Origin of the sequence: Cupriavidus sp. U2 (genome assembly GCF_009663685.2) — a bacterium.
Lineage (GTDB): Bacteria > Pseudomonadota > Gammaproteobacteria > Burkholderiales > Burkholderiaceae > Cupriavidus > Cupriavidus necator_C.
The window spans coordinates 266,823-288,173 of sequence record NZ_RCOG02000001.1; the positions used below are offsets into that span (position 1 = coordinate 266,823).

At 63.6% G+C, this 21,351-nt stretch carries 18 protein-coding genes and 1 tRNA gene; 11 read left to right on the forward strand and 8 right to left on the reverse strand.

Going from position 1 to position 21,351, the window contains the following annotated elements; translation table 11 throughout:
* Positions 1-53: 53 nt before the first annotated feature.
* Complete coding sequence (locus D9X30_RS01245) at positions 54-767, forward strand: RNA pyrophosphohydrolase (RefSeq protein ID WP_153947211.1); 714 nt, start codon at positions 54-56, stop codon at positions 765-767.
* The gene (locus D9X30_RS01250) at positions 764-1,342 is read left to right on the forward strand and encodes a CNP1-like family protein (protein ID WP_153947210.1); all 579 of its coding nucleotides are present in this window, start codon (positions 764-766) and stop codon (positions 1,340-1,342) included. The genes D9X30_RS01245 and D9X30_RS01250 overlap by 4 nt, the downstream gene beginning before the upstream one ends.
* A gap of 90 nt (positions 1,343-1,432) precedes the next feature.
* Here the strand turns inward: D9X30_RS01250 and proB are convergent, their stop codons facing one another.
* The 4 genes from proB to rplU form a co-directional block, all read right to left on the reverse strand.
* Positions 1,433-2,551, reverse strand: coding sequence for a glutamate 5-kinase (proB, locus tag D9X30_RS01255; RefSeq protein ID WP_153947209.1), 1,119 nt, complete (start codon positions 2,549-2,551; stop codon positions 1,433-1,435).
* 51 nt (positions 2,552-2,602) lie between these two features.
* Complete coding sequence (obgE, locus tag D9X30_RS01260) at positions 2,603-3,700, reverse strand: GTPase ObgE (RefSeq protein WP_153947208.1); 1,098 nt, start codon at positions 3,698-3,700, stop codon at positions 2,603-2,605.
* Positions 3,701-3,901: 201 nt separating this feature from the next.
* Positions 3,902-4,162 (reverse strand): 50S ribosomal protein L27, encoded by a 261-nt coding sequence (rpmA, locus tag D9X30_RS01265; RefSeq protein ID WP_066732378.1) that lies wholly within the window; start codon positions 4,160-4,162, stop codon positions 3,902-3,904.
* A gap of 51 nt (positions 4,163-4,213) precedes the next feature.
* Positions 4,214-4,525: a 50S ribosomal protein L21 gene (gene rplU, locus D9X30_RS01270; RefSeq protein WP_008647259.1), complete on the reverse strand. Its 312-nt coding sequence runs from the start codon at positions 4,523-4,525 to the stop codon at positions 4,214-4,216.
* 1,600 nt (positions 4,526-6,125) lie between these two features.
* Between rplU and ltrA the strand changes: the two genes are divergently transcribed.
* From ltrA to D9X30_RS01315, 9 genes are all read left to right on the forward strand, one after another.
* Positions 6,126-7,826, forward strand: coding sequence for a group II intron reverse transcriptase/maturase (ltrA, locus tag D9X30_RS01275; protein ID WP_092601284.1), 1,701 nt, complete (start codon positions 6,126-6,128; stop codon positions 7,824-7,826).
* 164 nt (positions 7,827-7,990) lie between these two features.
* Positions 7,991-8,920, forward strand: coding sequence for an octaprenyl diphosphate synthase (gene ispB, locus D9X30_RS01280; protein ID WP_153947425.1), 930 nt, complete (start codon positions 7,991-7,993; stop codon positions 8,918-8,920).
* A gap of 106 nt (positions 8,921-9,026) precedes the next feature.
* Positions 9,027-9,103, forward strand: a tRNA-Pro gene (locus tag D9X30_RS01285).
* 349 nt (positions 9,104-9,452) lie between these two features.
* Positions 9,453-11,174, forward strand: a complete 1,722-nt coding sequence (gene pilB / locus D9X30_RS01290; protein WP_153947207.1) for a type IV-A pilus assembly ATPase PilB — start codon at positions 9,453-9,455, stop codon at positions 11,172-11,174.
* Between the two features lie 137 nt (positions 11,175-11,311).
* Positions 11,312-12,577, forward strand: coding sequence for a type II secretion system F family protein (locus D9X30_RS01295; RefSeq protein WP_153947206.1), 1,266 nt, complete (start codon positions 11,312-11,314; stop codon positions 12,575-12,577).
* A gap of 15 nt (positions 12,578-12,592) precedes the next feature.
* Positions 12,593-13,486 carry a prepilin peptidase gene (locus tag D9X30_RS01300; protein ID WP_153947205.1) on the forward strand — a complete coding sequence of 298 codons (894 nt, stop codon included), beginning with the start codon at positions 12,593-12,595 and terminating at the stop codon, positions 13,484-13,486.
* Positions 13,487-13,572: 86 nt separating this feature from the next.
* On the forward strand, positions 13,573-14,196 hold the full coding sequence (gene coaE / locus D9X30_RS01305; protein ID WP_153947424.1) for a dephospho-CoA kinase: 624 nt from the start codon (positions 13,573-13,575) through the stop codon (positions 14,194-14,196).
* 259 nt (positions 14,197-14,455) lie between these two features.
* Positions 14,456-15,214, forward strand: a complete 759-nt coding sequence (zapD, locus tag D9X30_RS01310) for a cell division protein ZapD (protein ID WP_153947204.1) — start codon at positions 14,456-14,458, stop codon at positions 15,212-15,214.
* An 8-nt stretch (positions 15,215-15,222) separates the two neighbouring features.
* Positions 15,223-15,414, forward strand: a complete 192-nt coding sequence (locus tag D9X30_RS01315) for a DNA gyrase inhibitor YacG (RefSeq protein ID WP_153947203.1) — start codon at positions 15,223-15,225, stop codon at positions 15,412-15,414.
* Between the two features lie 141 nt (positions 15,415-15,555).
* Here the strand turns inward: D9X30_RS01315 and mutT are convergent, their stop codons facing one another.
* The 4 genes from mutT to secA all read right to left on the reverse strand — a co-directional run bounded on the left by mutT (position 15,556) and on the right by secA (position 21,134).
* Positions 15,556-15,999, reverse strand: coding sequence for an 8-oxo-dGTP diphosphatase MutT (gene mutT, locus D9X30_RS01320; protein ID WP_153947202.1), 444 nt, complete (start codon positions 15,997-15,999; stop codon positions 15,556-15,558).
* Between the two features lie 6 nt (positions 16,000-16,005).
* Positions 16,006-16,896, reverse strand: coding sequence for an ATP-binding protein (locus tag D9X30_RS01325; protein ID WP_153947201.1), 891 nt, complete (start codon positions 16,894-16,896; stop codon positions 16,006-16,008).
* Between the two features lie 83 nt (positions 16,897-16,979).
* On the reverse strand, positions 16,980-18,206 hold the full coding sequence (gene argJ, locus D9X30_RS01330) for a bifunctional glutamate N-acetyltransferase/amino-acid acetyltransferase ArgJ (protein ID WP_153947200.1): 1,227 nt from the start codon (positions 18,204-18,206) through the stop codon (positions 16,980-16,982).
* Positions 18,207-18,344: 138 nt separating this feature from the next.
* On the reverse strand, positions 18,345-21,134 hold the full coding sequence (secA, locus tag D9X30_RS01340) for a preprotein translocase subunit SecA (RefSeq protein ID WP_153947199.1): 2,790 nt from the start codon (positions 21,132-21,134) through the stop codon (positions 18,345-18,347).
* Positions 21,135-21,351: the final 217 nt, after the last annotated feature.

Below are 21,351 nucleotides of genomic sequence, written 5' to 3' on the forward strand. Positions count from 1 at the left end.
CGCGCGCGCATCCCTTATAATCGACGTAATTCTAAAGGATTCGAGGTGCAGTCATGCTCGATCGTGAAGGCTTTCGCCCGAACGTCGGCATCATCCTCATCAACGCACGTAACGAGGTTTTCTGGGGCAAGCGAATCGGCGAACACTCCTGGCAGTTTCCGCAAGGTGGCATCAAGTACGGCGAGACGCCGGAACAGGCCATGTTCCGCGAGCTGCAAGAAGAAGTCGGGCTGCTTCCGGAGCACGTCAGGATCGTCGGTCGCACGCGCGACTGGCTGCGTTATGAGGTGCCGGACAAGTTCATTCGCCGCGAGATCCGCGGCCACTACAAGGGCCAGAAGCAGATCTGGTTTCTGCTGCGCATGGTGTGTCGCGATTGCGACATCCACCTACGCGCGAGCGACCATCCGGAGTTCGATGCCTGGCGCTGGAGCGAGTACTGGGTACCGCTCGACGCCGTGATCGAATTCAAGCGCGATGTCTACCAGCTGGCGCTGACCGAGCTGTCGCGGTTCCTGAACCGTGGACGCGTGCCGCTGAGCCCCTATGGGCATCACCATATGGGACACGGCCGGCACGGCGAAGGCGCGCGTGCGCCCCGGCAGCCCGAGACCGTGCCAGCGGCGGCCTTGCAGGCGGCCACCGCAGGCAACGGCCAGCCCGCCCATGTCGTCGATGAGACGGCTGCCATGGACGCGGCGGCCATCGTGCCCGAAACCTCTCTTTCGCCGGACCAGCCGGCGACCAACAAACGGAGTCATGGATGACTAGTTTCAGCGGCCGGAGTCTTCGCTTCGGCCTGTTGCTGGCGGCAGCCTGCCTGGCGCTCGCCGGCTGCAAGACCACCGCCAAGGGCATGCCCGAGGAAGAACAGCCGGCGTCCGACAGCGGCTTCATCAACCCCTTCGAGGACCGGCCGTTCAAGGAAGTCCAAACGGCGCTGCCGGCCCTGCCCCAGGATGCGGACCTGATCCCGTTCACGGTCAACGATTCGTCGGACTTCCGCTTCATGGTCGATCCGAAGTCGATCTCGGTCGGCCCGGACCGCGTGGTGCGCTATACGGTGGTCATCACCAGCGCCGGTGGCGGCCGCAATGTCAGCTATGAAGGCATGCGCTGCGATGCGTTCGAGCGCCGCATCTACGCCACGCTGCCCAAGGGCGCCACGGCCTGGGTGCCGAACCTGGGCGAGGACCGCGACATGTGGATCCGCATGCAGACCCGTTCCCGCAACGCCTATGCGGCCACGCTGGCCACCGATTATTTCTGCGAAGGCCGCACGGTGGCCGGCAAGCCGGAGCAAATGATCCGCGACCTGAAGGCCTACGCGCCCAGCCGCTGACCGGCCCTTCGGCACAAAAAAGGCGAGTACCCGAGGGGACTCGCCTTTTTTCATGGGCACCGGCCCGACCCGGCCTGCGCCGGACCCGCGTCAGACCAGCACGAGGTTGTCGCGATGGATCAGCTCGGGCTCGTTCAGATGACCCAGTACCGACTCGATTTCCGACGACGGCTTGCGGGCGATCAACCTGGCCTCGGCGCTTGAATAGTTGGTGATGCCGCGCGCCACCTCGCGGCCGCTGCTGTCGACACAGGCCACCACTTCGCCGCGCGCGAACTCGCCCTGCACCTCGGTCACGCCGATCGGCAGCAGCGACTTGCCGCCGCCCGTCAGCTTTTCGACGGCGCCGGCATCGATGACCACGCGCCCGCGCAGCTGCAGGTGATCCGCCATCCATTGCTTGCGCGCCGTCAGCCGGCCCGTGGGCGCCAGCAGCTGCGTGCCGATGGCTTCGCCTGCCGCCAGGCGGCCCAGCACGTCCTGCTCGCGGCCCGATGCAATCGTGGTGTGCGCGCCCGACTTGGCAGCCCGCTTGGCCGCCAGGATCTTGGTCAGCATGCCGCCACGCCCGATGGACGTGCCCGCGCCGCCCGCCATGGCTTCCAGCTCCGGCGTGCCGGCCAGCGCCTCGTGGACGAATTCGGCATCCGGGTCCTTGCGCGGGTCGGCCGTGTACAGGCCACGCTGGTCGGTCAGGATCACCAGCGCATCGCCCTCGATCAGGTTCGTGACCAGCGCGCCCAGCGTGTCGTTGTCGCCGAACTTGATTTCGTCGGTGACCACGGTGTCGTTCTCGTTGATGATCGGCACCACGCCCAGGCTCAGGAGCGTCAGCAGCGTGGAGCGCGCATTGAGATAGCGTTCGCGGTCGGCCAGGTCGGCGTGGGTCAGCAATACCTGCGCCGTGCGGATGCCGTAACGGCCGAACTGGCTCTCGTAGACCTGGGCCAGGCCCATCTGGCCCACCGCGGCGGCGGCCTGCAGTTCATGGATTTCCTTCGGCCGGCGGGTCCAGCCCAGCCGCTGCATGCCTTCGGCAATGGCCCCGGAACTTACCAGCACCACTTCCTTGCCCGTCCCGCGCAGCTTGGCGATCTGGGCGGCCCAGCGCGCAATGGCGTCGTGATCCAGCCCCTTGCCGTCGTTGGTGACCAGGCTCGAACCCACTTTGACGACGATACGCTTTGCCTGGGCGATGACCGATTGCATGACGAGTTCCCTGTCTCCGAGCCGTGGTAGTTGTGTTGAAGGTGTGACAGCTTACGCCGGCTCGTCGCCCCGGTCGACGTTGTGCAGGCGGTCGTCCAGCCGGATGTCCGGCTCGGCCAGCGCGGCGGCCTCTTCGGCCTTGAGCGCGGCCAGATGGTCCTTGATCGCGTAGACCAGCTCGCGGCAGCCTTCGCCGGTCAGCGCGGAGATATGGAACACCGGGCCCTTCCACTTGTAACGCTTGATGAAGTCCTTCACCCGTGTGGCGCGCTCTTCCTCGGGCACCACGTCGAGCTTGTTCAGCACCAGCCAGCGCGGCTTGTTGTACAGCGTCTCGTCGTACTTCTTCAGTTCGTTGACGATGGCCCTGGCCTCGGCAACGGGATCGACATTCTCGTCGAACGGCGCGATATCGACGATATGCAGCAGCAGCCCGGTGCGCTGCAGGTGGCGCAGGAACTGATGGCCCAGGCCGGCACCCTCGGCGGCGCCTTCGATCAGGCCAGGAATATCGGCCACCACGAACGACTGCTCATGGTCCACGCGGACCACGCCCAGGTTCGGATGCAGCGTCGTGAACGGGTAGTCCGCCACCTTCGGGCGAGCGTTCGACACGTGCGAGATGAAGGTGGACTTGCCCGCGTTGGGCATGCCCAGCAGGCCCACGTCGGCCAGCACCTTCAGTTCCAGCTTGAGCATGCGGCGCTCGCCCGGCTTGCCATCGACCTGCTGGCGCGGCGCGCGGTTGGTACTCGACTTGAAATGCAGGTTGCCCCAGCCGCCCATGCCGCCTTCGGCCAGGCAGACGCGCTGGCCGTGCTCGGTCAGGTCGGCGATGACTTCGCCGGTATCCATGTCGGTGATCAGCGTCCCCACCGGCATGCGCAGCGTGACGTCTTCGCCGGCGGCGCCATAGCAGTCGGAGCCGCGGCCGTTCTCGCCGTTGCGGGCCACGTGCTTCTTGGCGTAGCGGAAGTCGATCAGCGTATTGATATTGCGGTCGGCCTGCGCGAACACGCTGCCGCCACGCCCGCCGTCGCCGCCATCGGGGCCACCGAAGGGCACAAATTTCTCGCGCCGGAACGAAGCACTTCCGTTGCCGCCACTGCCGGCGATCGCTTCGATACGGGCTTCGTCAATGAACTTCATGTTGGTTTTCCGATGAGGATCCGGCTTGCACCGCGAAACGCCAGCAAACGGAGCGAAGCGGTTCTGGCCAGGGCGCGTGGCCGCAGATAATACAAATGTTACGGCAAGGCCGCGCAACGACGCCAGAAACGTTTTGCCGGCGCGTCGAAAATAAAAAAGCCCCGCATGCTTGCGGGGCCTTTCGTGCTGCAAAGGCTGTTATCAGGCCGCCGGAACGACGCTGACTTGCTGCTTCTTGGCAGCGCCCTTGACTGCGAACTGCACGTGGCCGTCGACCAGTGCAAACAGCGTGTGGTCCTTGCCGACACCCACGTTGTCGCCAGCGTGCACGCGCGTGCCGCGTTGACGAACGATGATGCCGCCGGCGTTGATGGCCTGACCACCGTACACCTTCACGCCCAGACGCTTCGATTCCGAATCACGTCCGTTCCGCGTAGAGCCGCCGCCTTTTTTCTGTGCCATGTCTTAACTCCTGTTGACCTATTGCGAGGAAACCTGTTTCCGAGCCGTGGCTCAGGCAACGATGGCTTCGATGCGCAGTTCGGTGTAATTCTGACGATGGCCCTGACGCTTCTGGTAGTGCTTGCGACGGCGCATCTTGAAGATCTTCACCTTGTCGTGACGACCTTGGGCGATAACGGTAGCCTTGACGGAAGCCCCGCTCACCAGCGGCGTACCAAACTTGATTTGGTCGCCAGCGCCCACTGCGAGCACCTGGTCCAGCGTGATTTCTGCGCCAATGTCAGCCGGTATCTGTTCTACTTTCAGTTTTTCGCCAGCAGCAACCTTGTATTGCTTGCCGCCGGTTTTTACGACCGCGTACATTGTCGAACCTCTCGATGTTGATTGAAACGATGAATGCTGCCCCGGGAGGCCCGAAGCCGGCGCCGTTTCGTGCGCCGCAGACGGTGCGCGCATGAAACGCGACCGAAGGAACCGCAAATTATAATCCGGTTTACGGAAAAGCGCAAAGAAAACAACGGGATAGCCGGCCGGACGCCGGTTGAGGCGGGCGGCGCACTTCCGGCGTTGCGCGCAGGATCAGGTCAGGTCGGCCAGCAGAAACCCGGCCAGGGCAGCGAACGCCACCCACCAGGCGGTGCGGCGGACATGCCGGCGGGATGCATGGGGCTTGTCCATGGCGGCATTATAGGGGCGCCAGCGCCGCCGCAGACACCCTTCCCCCGCCGCGCCTGACATTCCCTTCCATCCCGCGCCAGCGACAGCCATAGTCACATCGGCATCGCATATAATCCTCCGGTTTTGGTGCGACACGCACGCTCGTGTCCGGGTAGCTCCAACGTAAGGAGCATCGACCTTTCGTTGAGACAAGGGGAAAGCTTCGGCCTGAACCGTCCAATCTCAACCATTTCTTGCTTTGACAAGCCCAGCCGCAAGGCTGGAGCGAGTCCATGTGTTGCGGGAAGGCCAGCGTATCGGCTAACTCGCAGCTTGCTATTTGCTGGATGGATTTCCAGCCATTGCCCAAAGGCGGGGACGCTTGCCTTTGGGCAGGTGTCTTTGCAGTACGCGCTCTCCCCGGAGGGTGCGGGTGGACATGCAGCGGCAGTTTCGCTGCGTGTTCGCTACATAGCGTTTAAACCGACCCAGTAGGGTCGGCGCTACGTTCTTTGGGACGCAGGCCATGTGCTCACAAGAGCCCGCCTGTCGTCAAGCGCCTGCCAGCACGGAGGCACTGAAGTAATGAAGTGAGGTTTCCCGGAGCGTATAGCTCTGCGCGTTATGGTTCGGTCGAATACACCCGCGAGGGTGCCTCGATAGAGAACCTGCTATGCGACTAGCAGTAGCCTATGGAGACATGCGTCACTGGTTAACGGTGGGGTATGAAGCTCTCCTGACAACGCTGCCCCCGTAAGGGTGCGTCCATGCCGTGAGGCCGGGATGTAGAGGCTCCCAGCAGCAAAGGGGTCGAGGTGCGGGCTGGCTGGTATGGGTAACGTAGTGAACTGCTGATAAACGTCGTAAGGATTGCGGTGCCAAAGCTGCTGATAGGCACTAACCAAACGGTACGTGGTCGGATGCCCCGCTCAAAACTCGGGACACGTCGCTAGTATGACCACCGGCGGAGAGGCAGGCCCTAACCCAGTCGTGTAATGCGCAGGGAACGTGGTAAGCCCGTATGGCTGCCGGAGTGCAATTTGACTCAGGCAGGCGAACCGTAAGGAACGCTGTTGGCTGTGCGGGTATGGGAGGTTGGAGAAAGCGAACGCCAGGCTGTAATGGTCCGGATAGGGGTTGAAACATCATCCCACGCGAAAGCGGGCAGACTTCCAACTGGTCTCTCGTCGCAAGACGGCTGACTGAACTCGCTTGTTTAATTTTCTTCCCTTTGGGGGGTGACATGCCCCCCAAGGGGGCATGTTGTCTCTGCTGTTTGGGGAAGTCCTCAAGATAGGAGAGCAGCATGGAAGTATTGATCCGAGAGGATGAATCTGCGCCCTCCGGCATCCCGCAACGATGGGGCGACATCAATTGGCGCCGCGTCGATCGGAATGTTCGGGCAATGCAGATTCGAATTGCGAAGGCAACACAGGAAGGGGATTGGCGCCGGGTGAAAGCCCTGCAACGATCCCTGACCCGCTCGTTTTCCGCCAAAGCATCGGCGGTAAGGCGAGTGGCGATGAACCAAGGTGCGCGGACGGCAGGAGTCGACCGCGAAAAGTGGAAATCGCCTGAAGCCCGATGGGAAGCCATCGGGCGGTTGAAGCACCGGGGGTACCGCCCGCTGCCGTTAAGGCGGGTTTACATCCCCAAGGCCAACGGAAAGGAACGCCCTCTGGGTATCCCGACCATGTTGGACAGAGCCATGCAGGCGTTGTATCTGCTGGCGCTGGAACCAGTGTCCGAAGGGACGAGCGATCCGAACTCCTATGGGTTCCGGATCAATCGATCCACGGCGGATGCCATGTCCCAGCTATTCGTCAATTTGTCCAGAAAGGCTTCGGCCCAATGGATCCTAGAAGCGGATATCAAAGGGTGTTTCGACCATATCAGTCACGACTGGCTGGAGCGCAATGTCCCTATGGACAAAGCAATCCTGCGGAAGTGGCTGAAAGCTGGCGTGGTATTTCAGGGCCAGTTTCAGGCGACCGACGCTGGAACACCACAGGGGGGCATCATTTCCCCGACCTTGGCTAACGTGGCACTGAATGGGTTGGAACAACAACTGGTCGAGTCCCTACGGGCAAAGCTGGGAGTAACCAACACGAAGAAGCTGAAAGTGAATGTCGTACGGTATGCAGATGACTTCGTGATCACCGGCAACACGCCGGAAGTCCTAGAAAACGAAGTGAAGCCGTGGGTGGAACAGTTCCTAGCAACAAGGGGGCTTTCGCTATCCACGGAGAAAACGCGAATCGTCAACATCGCCGAAGGCTTTGACTTCCTTGGGTGGAATTTCCGGAAGTACTCGGGAACACTGCTCATCAAACCGAGCAAGAAGAACGCACAAACGTTTTATCGCAAGGTCAAGGAGGTCATCAGTGCTCACAGCGGGCGAAAGCAGGCGGACCTAGTCCAAACGCTGAACCCGATGCTCAGGGGCTGGGCGCAGTATCACAGCCCAGTGGTTGCGAAGGCGACGTTCACCCGAATGGAGCACCTGATATTTAGGGCGCTGTGGAGGTGGGCAAAACGGCGACATCGAAGAAAGAAAGTTGAATGGGTGCGAAAGAAATACTTCGCATCAATCGATGATCGGAATTGGGTGTTCGGTTCCACGGAAGTGAACAAGGCTGGCGAACGCTACTGGAAAGGACTGTATTCGATCCCGAGTACGCCTATCCGGAGGCACAAGAAGGTGCGGGGGGACTACAACCCTTTCGACCCAGCGCAGGAAATGTATGGCGAAACGCTGCGACAGGAACGCATGGCAGAAAGCATGGCGTACCGGAAGCAGTGGGCAAAGCTGTTCATGTCCCAGCGAGGCTTGTGCGCGGTGTGTCACAGCGCGATAAGCAAAGAGACCGGGTGGCATGACCACCACATCGAACCCAGAGTAGCAGGCGGGTCCGACGCTCTAAGCAATCGTGTACTGGTACATCCCGACTGCCATGTCCAGGTTCATCACTATGGCAGAGCCGCAGTGAAGCCGGTGTTTGAGTAACTCATACATTTTGTAGAGGCTTGAGCCGTATGCGGGGAAAACTCGCACGTACGGTTCTTAGGGGGGAGGGATCCAGCAATGGGTTCCTCCTACCCTCCCGAAACGGTGATCTCATCTTGTCCCAGTCTTCCGCCACTGCCTTGCTTGCCCCGGTCGCTGCCGACATGCGCGCCGTTGACGCCGTGATCCGCCGACGCCTGTCGTCGGAAGTCCCGCTGGTCGAACAGATTGGCGAATACATCATCAGCGCGGGCGGCAAGCGCCTGCGCCCGGTCATCCTGCTGCTGTCGGCGCGCGCGTTCGGCTACGAGGGTCATCGCCATCACGAACTGGCCGCGGTGGTGGAGTTCATCCACACCGCCACGCTGCTGCACGACGACGTGGTGGACGAATCCGAACTGCGCCGGGGCCGCCAGACCGCCAACGCCGTGTTCGGCAATGCCGCCAGCGTGCTGGTCGGCGATTTCCTCTACTCGCGCGCGTTCCAGATGATGGTCGACGCCGGCAGCATGCGCATCATGGAGATTCTCTCCAACGCCACCAATGTGATCGCCGAGGGCGAGGTGCTGCAGCTGCTGAACATGCACGACCCCGATGTCACCGTGGAACGCTACCTGCAGGTGATCCGGTACAAGACGGCCAAGCTGTTCGAGGCTTCGGCGCAACTGGGCGCGGTACTGGCCGGCGCCGACGCCGCCATGGAAGAAGCGGCCGCCGAGTACGGCCGGCGCATCGGCACGGCATTCCAGCTGATCGACGACATGCTGGACTACACGGCCAGCGCCGAGCAGATGGGCAAGAACGCCGGCGACGACCTGCGTGAAGGCAAGCCCACGCTGCCGCTGCTGCACCTGCTGGAGCATGGCACGGCCGAGCAGCGCGAACTGGCCCGTGACGCCATCGTGCAAGGCGGCACCGAACACTTCGACGCCGTCTTCTCGGCCATCCACGCCAGCGGCGCGCTCGAAGTAACGTTCGCGGCCGCGCGCCACGAGGCCGAAGCCGCCGAGCGGGCCGCCATGCAGTTTCCGGACTCGCCGCTCAAGAACACGCTGATCGAGCTGTGCGCGTTCTCGCTGCAGCGGCAGAGCTGACGGCGGGCGATACTTTTTCTTGAGATGGTGCTTGCCAACTCCGGGAAACGCCGCTAGAATTTTATTCTTTGCTGCTGACGACGCACTGTCAGCCGGCAACAGAAATCGGGGTGTAGCTTAGCCTGGTAGAGCGCTACGTTCGGGACGTAGAGGCCGGAGGTTCGAATCCTCTCACCCCGACCAGATTTCGATGCAAGGTGATGCAAGACGTTGCCGGACATCACAGGTATCAGCAGAAAGCCGCACAGCGATGTGCGGCTTTTTTGTTTTGGTCTCCCGCCCCTCCCCTCCTTTTCCCCCTTCTTTCCGCCGGACCGCGCCACCCCTCTTTCCGCCCCCCGCGCAAGTAGGGTTGCAGCCGTGTCGCGCAAACGCCAACGCGCACGCGCGCCAGCTTTACAAAAAGTGACCCCGGCGGCAAACTGCCCCGATCCTGGGACCCACGCCCGCCGTCCCGACGCTGTCAACCGCGCCGTCCGCCGTTTTCCGCCCAGCCTTCGGCAGCCTGCGCACCTTGCATCGACTTTCGACCATGACACTAGGTCTTGCGCTTGCCCAGAGCCGGCGGATCGCGCCGGCGCTGCTCGCCCAGCTGGAGCAATCGGCACGGGAAAAGAAAACGCAGCTGATCGACGAGATCATCGGCAGCGGCACGATGTCCGCCCACGACGTGGCGATCTTTGCTGCCGACAAATACCGGCTGCCGCTGCTGGACCTGACGCAATACAGCCTGGACCGCGTGCCATCGGTACTGGCCGGCAACCGCGAATTCCACGCCCACCGCCTGCTGCCGCTGGGCCGGCGCGAGAACCGGCTGATCGTGGCGACGTCCGACCCGGCCAACCAGGCCGGCGTGGAGGCCATCCGTCAGAAGATGAACCTGACGGTCGAAACGGTCGTGGTCGAGCACGACAAGCTCATGAAGCATGTGCAGGCCGCCGGTGAAACACTCGGCACGCTCAAGAACATCTCGCCGGTGACGCCGACCGCGCAGAAGATGATCGAGTACGACCCGTCGGCCGCGGCTGCCGCGCGCAAGGGGCCGGGCAACGACATCGACGACGCCCCGGTGGTGCGCTTCCTGCAGAAGCTGCTGAACGAAGCGTTCAATCGCGGCGCATCGGACTTGCATTTCGAGCCGTTCGAGTTCTTCTACCGCATTCGCTTCCGCGTGGACGGCGTGCTGCAGGAAGTTGCGCGCCCGCCGCTGGACATCCGCGACAAGATCGCCACCCGCATCAAGGTGCTGTCGCGGCTGGACATTTCCGAAAAGCGCGTGCCGCAGGACGGCCGGATGAAGCTGCTGATCTCCGTGCCCAAGGACAAGGACAGCAAGGAAACCATCGAGAAGGCGATCGACTTCCGGGTATCGACCCTGCCGACGCTGTTCGGCGAGAAGATCGTGATGCGGATTCTCGATTCTTCCACCGACAAGCTCGACATCGACCAGCTTGGCTACGAGCCGCAGCAGAAGGAACTGCTGCTCGACGTCATCAAGCGCCCGTACGGGATGGTGCTGGTCACCGGCCCGACCGGCAGCGGCAAGACCGTGTCGCTCTACACGTTCCTGAACATGCTGAACCAGGGCGACATCAACATTTCCACGGCGGAGGACCCGGCGGAAATCCAGCTGCCCGGCGTCAACCAGGTGAACGTCAACGACAAGGCCGGCCTGACCTTCGCGGCCGCGCTCAAGTCGTTCCTGCGGCAGGACCCGGACATCATCATGGTCGGCGAAATCCGCGACCTGGAAACCGCCGACATCTCGATCAAGGCCGCGCAGACCGGCCACCTGGTGCTGTCGACACTGCACACCAACGACGCGCCCACCACGCTGACGCGCCTGATGAACATGGGGGTAGCGCCGTTCAACATCGCGTCGTCGGTGCTGATGATCACCGCGCAGCGCCTGGCGCGCCGCCTTTGCTCGTGCAAGCGCGCGGGCGACCTAGCGCCGCAGGTGCTGCTCGATGCCGGCTTCACGCAAGCCGATATCGACGGCAGCTGGAAGCCGTACCACCCGGTGGGCTGCGAACGCTGCAACGGCAGCGGCTACAAGGGGCGCTGCGGCATCTACCAGGTCATGCCCATCACCGAAGCCATCCAGCAGATCATCCTGTCGCACGGCACGGCTTTGCAGATCGCCGAACAGGCCCGTAAAGAGGGCGTGCTATCGTTGCGCGAGGCCGGGCTGCAGAAGGTGAAACAGGGCATCACGTCGCTGGAAGAAGTGCTGGCGACCACGAACAGCTAGTCACGGACAAGGCGGTACTGACCAGGCGCGCGGCCGGGGACAGTACGAAAGGCAGAGCCGGCCGCGCATACGGGCATCCGCATCGGGTTGCGGAGGTCCAAAAACAATAGCAATAGCAATACTTCGGGGGTCAAATCATGGCGACGCGCGCACCAGCGGCGGGCGCCCGGACGGCAGCGCCGTCACGGGCCAGGACAGGGCGGAAGGCGCCCACGCAATACATCTTCGAGTGGGAGGCCAAGGACCGCAAGGGCAAGTCCTTCAAGGGCGAGCAACGGGCCGAGAGCCAGGCGGAGGTCACCACCACCCTGCGCAAGCAGGGCCTGACCGTCGTCAAGATGAAGAAGCGCAAGGCGGCGCGCGGCAAGAAGATCACCGAGAAGGACATCGCATACTTCACGCGCCAGCTATCGACCATGCTGAAGGCCGGCATTCCGCTGCTGCAATCGATCGACATCATCGCGCGCGGCCACGCCAACCCCAACTTCACCCAGCTGCTGAACGACATCCGCTTCGATATCGAGTCCGGCAGCAGCATGGCACAGGCCTTCCGGCGCCAGCCGAAGTACTTCGACACGCTGTACTGCAACCTGATCGATGCCGGGGAACAGGGCGGTATTCTCGACGCGCTGCTCGAGCGCCTGTCGCTGTACATGGAAAAGAGCATCGCGCTGAAGAGCCAGATCAAGTCGGCGATGATCTACCCGATCGCCGTGCTGTCGGTGGCCTTTGCCGTGACCGTGGTGCTGATGCTGTTCGTGATCCCGGCCTTCAAGGGCGTGTTCTCGAGCTTCGGCGCGGCGCTGCCGGCGCCTACGCAGGTCGTGATCGGCATGTCCGATTTCTTCGTCGAATACTGGTATCTGATCGTCGGCGCGCCGATCCTGTCGATCGTCGCCTACTTCCGCGCCCGCAAGACATCGGAAAAAGTCCAGCGATGGCACGACAAGATGCTGCTGAAGATGCCGATCTTCGGCAGCCTGTTCCGCAAGGCCGTGGTCGCACGCTGGACTCGCACGCTGGCCACGATGTTCGCGGCCGGCACGCCGTTGGTGGAGTCGATGGAATCCGTGGGCGGTGCGGCCGGGAACTGGCTGTATTACGATGCCACGCGTGAAATCGAGCAGGCCGTGCGCATCGGTACCAGCCTGACCAACGCCATGCAGGCCACGCACCTGTTCGACAACATGGTGCTGCAGATGACGCAGATCGGCGAGGAATCAGGTGCGCTGGACAACATGCTGCTGAAGGTGGCGGAATTCTACGAGCGTGAAGTGGACGACGCCGTGGCTGCCATTTCGAGCCTGATCGAGCCGCTGATCATCGTGATCCTGGGTGTGCTGATCGGTGGCATGGTGGTTGCCATGTACCTGCCGATCTTCAAGCTGGGCCAGGTGGTTTAACAACAGGTATCTCGCATGCAAGCAGTTTTTGGACCGGCCGGGGCCGTCACGCTGGATGCCCTGGCGCTGGTGCCGGCGCCTTTCCTGATCGTCGTGGCCGGTCTGCTGGGCCTGCTCGTGGGCAGTTTTCTCAATGTCGTGATCCATCGCCTGCCAAGGATGATGGATCACGAAGAGGCCAACTACATTGCCGAACTGCGCGGCGAGCCCCTGCCGCATCCCGGGCGTTACAACCTCATGGTGCCGCGCTCGGCCTGCCCGCACTGTGGGCACCAGATCGCGCCCTGGGAAAACGTGCCAATCGTCAGTTACCTGTTCCTGCGGGGCAAGTGCTCGTCGTGCAAGGCGCCGATCAGCATCCGCTACCCGCTTGTGGAAGCGGTGAGCGGGGTCCTGACCGCGCTGGCGATGTGGCATTTCGGCCCGACCGCCCAGGCGCTGGCCGCCATCGTCATGATCTGGGCCCTGGTGGCACTGTTCCTGATCGATGCCGATACCCAGCTGCTGCCTGACCAGATCACGCTGCCGCTGCTTTGGCTGGGGCTGCTGCTGAATTTGCAAGGATGGTTTGCGCCGCTGGCCGATGCCGTGATCGGGGCCGCCGCCGGGTATCTGGTGCTATGGACCGTCAACCTGCTGTTCACGCTGGTGCGCGGGCAGGCCGGCATGGGCCATGGCGACTTCAAGCTCATGGGTGCGCTGGGCGCATGGTTTGGCTGGCAGGCACTGCCGGCGCTGATTCTGATGTCGTCGATTGTCGGCGCGATCATCGGCGGGCTGATGCTGGTGGTCCAGCGCAAGGGCCGCGACACGGCGTTTCCGTACGGCCCGTACATTGCCGGGGCCGGCCTGATCGTGCTGTTCCTGGGCCCGGACGTACTGCCGCTGGGGCTGATCGCGGGCCATTAGCGATGCCAGACCGGCCGTCATCGCAACCGGCAGTGCAAAACTGGTATCGTGGGCACCATTAGCCAATGACCCCCCTGCCTGCCCCCATGCTGGAAATCGGCCTTACAGGCGGTATCGGCTCCGGCAAGACCCGCGTCGCGGACATGTTTGCCGAGCGCGGTGCCGCGTTGATCGATACCGATCTGCTTGCCCACGAGATCACCGCGCCCGGCGGCGCGGCCATCGCACCGCTAGTGGAAGCCTTCGGCCCGCGCTGCCTTCGGTCCGACGGCGCCATGGACCGCGACGCCATGCGCGCGCTGGTGTTTTCCGATCCCACGGCCAAGGCCCGGCTCGAAGGCATCACCCACCCTCTGATCCGCCAGCTGACCGAAGCACGCGCGGCCGCCATCCGGTCCGCCGGCCAGCATCCATATCTGATCTACGTGGTGCCGCTGCTCGTGGAATCGGGCACGTGGCGGGCGCGCGTCGGGCGCGTGCTGGTGGTCGATTGCCAGGAAGAGACGCAGGTGGCGCGGGTCATGGGCCGGAACGGGTTCACGCGTGACCAGGTGCTGGCCATCATGCACAAGCAGGCCACCCGGGCGGCACGCCTGGCCGTGGCCGACGACGTGATCGATAACGATGGCCCGCCCGACGCACTCGCGCCGCAAGTGGCGCGGCTCGATGCGCTGTATCGCAGTCTGTCGGCGCGCCCGGCGACCACATAAGACGACCCAAGGATCACCCGGTGGGGTTTCGCGCGGCGCCTGGGCTGTTCGGTCTGCGTCGCCCGGGGAACTTTCGATTTGTGGTTGGGCTCCGACTCGCATAGAATGCGCTGAAACATGCCGGGGAAAAAGCACCGAGTGACGGCTCCCGGCCTCTGCGCCACGGCTGGACCACCAGCGTGCGCGGAGAAACCGGCGGCAGCACCGCCGGGCGCCCTCGCTTACGAACCGCCATTCGGCGCGCAGCACGGATACCGACTTGATCCTGTACGAATATCCTTTCAACGAACGCATCAGGACGCTCCTGCGCCTGGAAGACCTGTTCGATCGGCTGGATTATTTCCTCGGGCAGGAACATTCGCTGCAGCACCACGTTGCCATCACCACGATCTTCGAGATCATCGACGTGGCCGGCCGTGCCGATCTCAAGACCGACCTGATCAAGGAACTGGAGCGTCAGCGCCAGGCCCTGGCGCCGCTGCGTGCCAATCCGCAGATCGACCAGGATGCACTGGTCAGCGTCATCACCGAAGTCGAGCAAGGCATTGCGGCACTGAGCCAGACCGTTGGCAAGGCCGGCCAGCTGCTGACCGACAACGAGTGGCTCACCAGCATCCGCAGCCGGGCGATCATCCCGGGCGGCACCTGCGAATTCGACCTGCCGGCCTACTATGCGTGGCAACACCGTCCCGCCGAAGACCGCCAGGCCGATATCCTCAAGTGGGCCCGGCCACTGGCCTCGCTGCGCATGGGCGCGACCATCGTGCTGCGCCTGCTGCGTGAGTCGGGCCAGAGCGGCAAGGTCATCGCCACGGGCGGCAGCTATCAGCAGATGCTGTCCGGCCGCAGCTACCAGCTGATGCAGGTGTACCTGGACGAATCGCTGCTGGCCTTCATCCCCGAGATGAGCGCCAACAAGTACATGCTCTGGGTCCGCTTTACCCAGCAGGACGGCGACATGCGGCCGCGCTCGGTGGACGCGGATATCCCCTTCCTGCTCAAACTCTGTAATTTCTGAAGTTCGCGATGCCAGCCGTCGTCAAGTGTCCCACCTGCGGCAAGGATGTCGCCTGGGTGCCGGAAAACAAGTTCCGCCCGTTCTGCTCCGATCGCTGCAAGCAGATCGACCTTGGCGCCTGGGCGTCCGAGAAGTACGTCATCGGCGGCAAGCCGGACGAATCACCATCGCCAGACCTGCCGGCGGACGACGAAGACTGACGAGCGTCGTAGGGCTGGCTCCCCTCGCCCGCATGGCGGGAGAGGGGATTGCGTAGCACGCTCCCGCAGTCTCTCGCCGTCGCCCACGGAAATGCCGGGCCGAAATGCCCGGCTTGTAGCCGGGGCATGCCTTGCCTGCGTTCAGCTGGCGCGGGATTCCTCCGCCAGCCATTCGACGACCGGGATGGTCGCCGGTAGCAGCGGCCCCACGTCCACGGGTACCGCCTGCCAGGAAAATGCCTGGCCCTCCCTGCCGACCGGCTCGCCGCGCCAGTCGGTGATCTTGCAGAAATACAGCCGCACATAGGCGTGCGGGTAATCATGCTCGAGCGTGTGCCAGCGTTCGCTGCGCACGATGTCGAGCCCCAGTTCCTCGTGCAGTTCGCGCGCCAGCGCGTCTTCCACCGTTTCGCCCGGTTCCAGCTTGCCGCCCGGAAATTCCCAGTAGCCCTCGTAGGGCTTGCCCGCCGGGCGCTGTGCCAGCAGGAAGCGGCCATCGGGCTGGATCATCACGCCCACGGCCACCTCCGTGACCTTGCGCGTCTGGCCGTCGGCCGTCGTCACGGTTTCCACCTGCGCCGTCATGCCCGGTTATTCCTTGTCCGCCACGAACGGCTGGCCATGCTTGCCGCCCCAGTCGCGCGCAAATTGCCAGGCCACCCGGCCCGAACGCGAGCCGCGCTCCAGTGCCCAGATCAGCGCGTCGCCGCGCGCCGCCTCGATATCGGCCGGCGTGCAGCCGAAGTGCGACAGCCAGTGCCCGACGATCGCCAGGTACTCGTCCTGCTTCGGCGGGTAGAACGACAGCCACAGGCCGAAACGCTCGGACAGCGAGATCTTCTCTTCCACCACCTCGCCCGGATGGATCTCGCCATCCGACGTGTGCTGGTACGTCTCGTTGTCCTTCATGTACTCGGGCAGCAGATGGCGGCGGTTCGACGTGGCATAGATCAGCACGTTGTCCGACTGCGCAGCCACCGAACCGTCGAGCGCCGACTTCAGCGACTTGTAGCCCGACTCGCCGTCTTCGAACGACAGGTCGTCGCAGAAAATCACGAAGCGTTCCGGCCGCGAAGCCAGCCTTTCGACGATGTCGCCCAGGTCGCCCAGGTCGTCCTTGTCCACTTCCACCAGGCGCAGCCCATCCTTCACGAATTCGTTCAGGATGGCCTTGATCAGCGACGACTTGCCCGTGCCGCGTGCGCCGGTCAGCAGCACGTTGTTGGCCGGCAGTCCCTTCACGAACTGGCGCGAGTTGGCCACGATCGCGTCCTTCTGGCGATCGATGTTCTTCAGGTCGTTCAGGTGGATCGGCGGCAGCTGGCGGATAGCCTGCAGATAGCCGATGTTGCCGAACAGGCTCTGCCGCTTGCGCCAGCGGAATGCTACCGCCTCCTTCCAGTCCACCTCGGTCAGTTCGGGCGGCAGCCATTGTTCAAGGCGGGCGAGGAAGTTGTCGAGGCGGGCAGCAAGGTCGGACATGGGGCGCTTCTTCTCAGACGAATGACGGAATACGAAAGGCGACGGGCGACTGGCGTAAGTCGAGAATTTGAAGGTTCTACGACTTACGAACGGTAATCGGCGTTGATCGACACGTAGTCGTGCGACAGGTCGCACGTCCACACCGTGGCGTCGGCATTGCCACGGCCCAGCGCGATACGCACCGTGATCTCGGCCTGCTTCATCACGCGCTGGCCGTCTTCCTCGCGATAGTCGGGGTTGCGGCCGCCATCGCGTGCCACCCAAACGTCGTCGAGCCACAGGTTGACGCGGTTCACATCGAGATCGTTCACGCCGGCATAGCCCACGGCGGCCAGGATGCGGCCCAGGTTGGGGTCCGACGCATAGAAAGCGGTCTTGACCAGCGGCGAATGGGCCACGGCATAGGCGATCTGGCGGCATTCGGCCACATCGTTGCCGCCTTCCACGCGAATCGTCATCAGCTTCGTGGCGCCTTCGCCATCGCGCACGATCATCTGGGCCAGTTCCTGGGCCAGCGACGTCACCGCGTCGCGCAGCGCGTCATACGCCGGGCCTTCGGCGGCGGTCACGCTGGCGCCCGACTTGCCCGAGGCAATCAGCACGAACGAGTCATTGGTCGACGTATCGCCATCGATCGTGATGCTGTTGAACGAGTGATCGGCCGCATGCGACACCAGCTTCTGCAGCACCGGCTGGGCCACGGCGGCGTCCATCGCAATAAAGCCAAGCATCGTCGCCATGTTGGGACGAATCATGCCGGCACCCTTGCTGATGCCCGACAGGGTCACGGTCTTGCCGTCGATCTGCACCGTGCGCGACGCGGCCTTGGGCTGCGTGTCGGTGGTCATGATCGATTCGGCGGCGGCCAGCCAGTTGTCGGGGCGCGCGTTGGCGATGGCCGTGGGCAGCGCGGCGGTCAGGCGATCCACGGGCAGCTGCTCCAGAATTACGCCGGTCGAGAACGGCAGCACCTGGTTGGCGGCGATGCCCAGCTGCTTGGCCAGCGCATCGCAGGTGGCGCGCGCGACGGCCAGGCCCGGTTCGCCGGTACCGGCGTTGGCATTGCCCGTGTTGACCACCAGCGCGCGGATGCCGGCGCCCGCGGCCAGGTGCTCGCGGCAGACCTGCACCGGTGCGGCGCAGAAGCGGTTCTGGGTGAAGACGCCCGCCACCGTGCTGCCTTCGGCCACCTTGACCACAAGCACGTCCTTGCGATTGGCCTTGCGGATACCGCCCTCGGCCCAGCCGAGTTCGACGCCAGCGACGGATTTCAGGTTGTCTGCCTGCGGCAGGGGCAAGTTCACGGGCATGTTCGTTTCCTTTGCTGCAAATTGTGTGATGCACCTGATGAACATGCCCGCTTGAGCGGTCGGCTCAAGCGGGCATGTCCAGGGATTCGGTCGATGACGCGCCGCTCGGGGCGCATCACCGGCAGTGGCGGGCCAGCTTCAGCTCAGCTTGCCGTGGCACTGCTTGAACTTCTTGCCCGATCCGCACGGGCAGGGGTCGTTGCGGCCAACCTTGGGCATGCCGGCCAGCGCCACGTCGCCGCCCATCGCGGCCATCGCGGCGGCGGCCGTGCTGCTGCGCGGCGACGCCTCTTCCACCGGCTCGCCGCCGTCGGCGAATTCGTCGTGCTTGTACTGCACGTTGGCCAGGTGCGACAGGCCTTCCTCGATTTCCTCGGATGCCTGCTCCAGCTGCTCCGGCGACTGGATCTGCACGTTGAACACCACGCGCGTGACTTCGTTCTTGATGACGTCCAGCAGGCGGGCGAACAATTCGAACGACTCGCGCTTGTATTCCTGCTTCGGGTCCTTCTGCGCGTAGCCGCGCAGGTGAATACCCTGGCGCAGGTGATCCAGCGCGGCCAGGTGCTCGCGCCAGTGCGTGTCGATGCTTTGCAGCATGACCGACCGCTCGAAGCCCGCAAACGAATCGCGGCCAACCTGTTCCACCTTGGCGTCGTAGGTCTCGCGCGCGGTCTTCAGGATCAGGTTCAGCAGCTCCTCGTCCTCGATGCTCTGGGCGCCCTCGATGGTCTTGGCCAGCGGCACGTCCAGGCTCCAGTCGTCACGCAGACGCTGCTCCAGCCCGGCGATATCCCATTGCTCTTCCATGCTTTCGGCGGGCACGTAGTCGCGGAACATTTCCACGATCACGCTTTCGCGCAGGTTCGCTACCATGTCGCCGACGTCCTTGGCCTCCAGCACGTCGTTACGGAGCTTGTAGATTTCCTTGCGCTGGTCGTTGGCAACGTCGTCGTACTGCAGCAGCTGCTTGCGGATGTCGAAGTTGCGGCCTTCCACCTTGCGCTGCGCCGATTCGATCGAACGCGTGACGATGCCGGCCTCGATCGGCTCGCCCTCGGGCATCTTCAGGCGTTCCATGATCGCGCGCACGCGATCGCCGGCGAAGATGCGCAGCAGCTGGTCGTCCAGCGACAGGTAGAAGCGCGACGAACCCGGGTCGCCCTGGCGGCCGGCACGGCCCCGCAGCTGGTTGTCGATCCGGCGCGACTCGTGGCGCTCGGTGCCCACGATATGCAGGCCGCCGGATGCCTTGACCTGCTCGTGCAGCGACTGCCATTCCCCTTCGAGCTGCGCGATCCTGGCGGCCTTCTCGGCATCCGACAGGTTCGGGTCGGCCTGGATGAAGCCCGCTTGCTTCTCGACGTTGCCGCCCAGCACGATGTCGGTACCGCGACCGGCCATGTTCGTGGCGATCGTGATCATCTTCGGCCGGCCGGCCTGCGCCACGATCTCGGCTTCGCGCTCGTGCTGCTTGGCGTTCAGCACCTGGTGCGGCAGCTTTTCCTTGTTCAGGAGGTCTGACAGGTACTCGGACGTCTCGATCGACGTCGTACCCACCAGCACCGGCTGTCCACGCTCGTAGCAGTCGCGGATATCGCGCACCACGGCGTCGTAGCGTTCCTTCGACGTCTTGTAGATCTGGTCCTGCAGGTCCTTGCGCTGGGCCTGGCGGTTGGTCGGGATCACAACCACTTCCAGGCCGTAGATTTCCTGGAATTCGTACGCTTCGGTATCCGCCGTGCCGGTCATGCCGGCCAGCTTCTCGTACATGCGGAAGTAGTTCTGGAACGTGATGGTGGCCAGCGTCTGGTTTTCCTGCTGGATCGTCACGCCTTCCTTGGCTTCCACGGCCTGGTGCAGGCCGTCCGACCAGCGGCGGCCCGTCATCAGGCGGCCCGTGAATTCGTCGACGATCACCACTTCGTCGTTCTGCACCACGTAGTGCTGGTCGCGATGGAACAGGCTTTGCGCACGCAGGGCGGCGTACAGATGGTGCATCAGCGTGATGTTCTGCGGCGCGTAGAGCGATTCGCCCTCGCCGATCAGCCCTTGCGCGGCCAGGATCTGCTCGGCCTTCTCGTGGCCGGCCTCGGTCAGGTAGACCTGGTGGCCCTTTTCGTCCACGTAGTAGTCACCGGGCTTCTCGACGCCCGTGCCGTCGGCCTTTTCCTCGCCGATCTGGCGCTCGAGCAGCTTCGGAATGCCGTTCATGCGCTGGTAGAGGTCGGTCTGGTTCTCGGCCTGGCCCGAGATGATCAGCGGCGTACGCGCCTCATCGATCAGGATCGAGTCCACTTCGTCGACGATCGCGTAGTGCAGCGGGCGCTGCACGCGCTGCGACGGGTCGTAGACCATGTTGTCGCGCAGGTAGTCGAAGCCGAACTCGTTGTTCGTGCCGTACGTGATGTCGGCGTTGTAGGCCACCTGCTTCTGGTCGTGCGGCATCTGCGACAGGTTCACACCCACCGACAGCCCCAGGAAGTTGTACAGGCGCCCCATCCACTCGGCGTCACGCTGGGCCAGGTAGTCGTTCACCGTCACCACGTGCACACCCTTGCCGGTCAGCGCGTTCAGGTACACGGGCAGCGTGGCGGTCAGCGTCTTGCCTTCGCCGGTTCGCATTTCGGCGATCTTGTTGTCGTTCAGCACCATGCCGCCAATCATCTGCACGTCGAAGTGGCGCATCTTCATGACGCGCTTGCTGGCTTCGCGGCACACGGCAAAGGCTTCGGGCAGCAGGGATTCGAGCGATTCGCCGGCGGCATGGCGCTGGCGGAACGTCTCGGTCATGCCACGCAGTTCGTCGTCCGAAAGCACCTCGAACTTCGGCTCGAGCGCGTTGATCTGCGTGACCGTGCGGCGATATTGTTTGATCAGCCGCTCATTGCGGCTGCCGAAGACTTTCTTGAGAAGGCCCGTGATCATCGAGTGCTTTCACCTGCGCGGCAGACCGGTACGAGACCCGCCAAATCCGCGCGAGGAATGGGTAGATTGGCGCAAAACGCCGAGTTTATCATGTGCCGATGTCCTGACCGGACCTGTCACCAGCACAGTTTCTGTACAGGTGCAACCGCCCGGCCCCATTGACTGGCGGCCCGTACAGCAGGTTGGGACAGACGCGGCGGCTTCAATGTTCCGGGCA